Raw genomic sequence first — 2,312 nt, forward strand, 5'->3', positions numbered from 1 at the left:
GTCGCTGCGCCTGATCGCGGGGCTGGAGCTGCCCTCCGAGGGACAGGTCAGGATCGCGGGCCGCGACGTGAGCCGCGACCCCGCCTCCGAGCGCAACGTCGGAATGGTGTTCCAGTCCTACGCCCTCTTCCCGCACATGACGGTGCTGGAGAACGTCGCCTACGGTCCCACGATCCGCGGCACGCCCAAGGCCGAGGCGCGCGCGCGCGCGCATGCCATCCTCGCGCAGGTGGGCCTCGCGGGCCTGGAGGCGCGGCTGCCGTCCGAGCTATCGGGCGGGCAGCAGCAGCGCGTGGCCGTCGCGCGCGCCATCGTCCAGCAGCCCGACGTGCTGTTGTTCGACGAGCCGCTCTCGAACGTCGACGCCAAGCTCCGCCGCAAGGTGCGCGCCGAGATCCGCGACCTCCAGCAGCGCTTCGGCCTGACCGCCGTCTACGTCACCCATGACCAGGAGGAGGCGCTGGCCGTCTCGGACCGCATCGTGGTGATGAAGATGGGCCAGATCGCCCAGATCGGCACGCCCGCCGAGCTCTACGAGCGGCCCGCGTCCAGTTTCGTGGCGGATTTCATCGGCGACGCGAACCTGATCGAGGGGCGCGTCGGCTCGGGCATGTTCCACGCGGCGCACCTGTCGCTGCCGGTGACGGCGGAGGACGGCACGGTCACGGCGACGATCCGCCCCGAGCGCATCCGCCTCGCGCCCGGCGGCATCGCCACGATCACCTCGGCCAGCTATCTCGGCAGCCGCATGGAATACGTCGTGCAGGACGAGAACCTGGAGTTCCTCGTCTCCCGCCCGATCGCCGAGCCGCGCCATGCGGCCGGCGACCGCGTGGACCTGCAGATCGACCCCGCCGACCTCATCCTCGTGCGCTAGGCCGAGGACGAATCCGCGCGTGCCGGACGCACGCCGCCATCCCGCACCGAAAGACCCCGACCATGACCGACCCCATCGCCGCGCGCGCGGCCCTCGCCTCGGACCTCGCCCGCCGGGCCGGGCAGATCGCCCTCGACTTCTACCGCAACCGCGCGAGCCTCGAGATCGAGACGAAGCAGGGCGAGCTCGACCTCGTCTCCATCGCCGACCGCGCGGTCGAGGAGATGATCCGGGCCGAGATCGCGCGCGCCTTCCCCGACGACGCCATCCTCGGCGAGGAAGGGGGCGCCGCCGCGGGCCGCTCGGGCCTCACCTGGGTGATCGATCCGATCGACGGGACTGTGCCGTTCCTCATGGGCCTGCCGCACTGGTGCGTGGTGATCGCGCTGGTGGAGGGGCCGGAGACGATCCTCGGCGTCATCGACGTGCCGGTGACGGGCGAGCACTTCGCCGCCCGCGCGGGCCACGGGGTGACGCTCGACGGCCTGCGCCTGACGCTCGACCCGGCCAGGCGCATCGACCAGGGCCTCGTGGCCGTCGGCGCCTCCAACCGCTCCGATCCCGGGCCCATCTCCGGCATCATCCGCCGGCTGATGGAGGCGGGCAGCATGTACTACCGGAACGGGTCGGGCGCCAACATGCTGGCCTGCGTCGCGGCCGGTCGGCTGGCGGGCTACGTCGAGCCCGACATGAACCCCTGGGACAGCGTCGCGGGGCTCCTGATGATCCGGGAGGCGGGCGGCGTGACCCACCCCTACCCCGCCAATGCGCGCCTGGGGCTGACCATGGGCGCGGCGCCCGGGGTATGGGACGCGCTCGAGGCCATCGTCGCGGAGCAGTTCCCAGGAGGCCTGCCGCCCCCGACGTTCTGAGCGCCGTCACGGCCGGGAGCGCGGCCTCGCCGTCTGCCCACGCGCCCATGAACGCCATCGCCGGCCTGCGCATCGGGTGAAGGCTTCCCCACGCTCCCGGGGCTGTGGGGCAAGGCTGATTTCAAGGGAAATCAATTCCATCTTGAGGGAATGGTGCCCGGGGGCGGAATCGAACCACCGACACGAGGATTTTCAATCCGTCCATGAGCGCGCGCTTGAGAGAAAAGTGCTCATGAAACTCAAGCCTAAAACGCTCCAGCTGCCAGAACCAAGAGAGGCATCAAATTACCGTGGATTCTACGCTCAATCGAGGCGTTGGCGGCGTCGGTCTATTGCAATTGCACGGTCGAACAACCTCTCAGCCGAGCGCACTAGGTGCCATCACGCGATAGTGCCCCGTTGAGTGATTTATCAGGCTCGGCACATCTGCGTGGGCCTCCTGGCGGAGCCTCGCTCAACCGATTGTTTCGCTAGAGAGAGGTATGATCCGCCGCCCGGCCCTGTCGCTCAACGTGCATCCGCAAGCGTGGTCGTGCCGTGCAGCACATCGTTCAGGAGGATTT

The 2,312-nt window shown here is 69.5% G+C and carries 2 protein-coding genes; both read left to right on the forward strand.

What is annotated here, in order from left to right:
* Positions 1 to 877: ABC transporter ATP-binding protein (locus ACTS11_RS04965; protein ID WP_442639237.1), on the forward strand; the 877-nt coding region annotated here is incomplete at its 5' end.
* Between the two features lie 62 nt (positions 878 to 939).
* Positions 940 to 1,749, forward strand: coding sequence for an inositol monophosphatase family protein (locus ACTS11_RS04970; protein WP_442639238.1), 810 nt, complete (start codon positions 940 to 942; stop codon positions 1,747 to 1,749).
* Positions 1,750 to 2,312: the final 563 nt, after the last annotated feature.

It is taken from the genome of Roseicyclus sp., assembly GCF_052168335.1.
In the GTDB taxonomy this organism is placed as follows: Bacteria; Pseudomonadota; Alphaproteobacteria; order Rhodobacterales; family Rhodobacteraceae; genus Roseibacterium.

Excerpts from the sequence above, each read along its gene's own strand:
- ACTS11_RS04970 (WP_442639238.1), top strand. The coding sequence starts at position 940 with ATGACCGACCCCATCGCCGCGCGCGCGGCCCTCGCCTCGGACCTCGCC.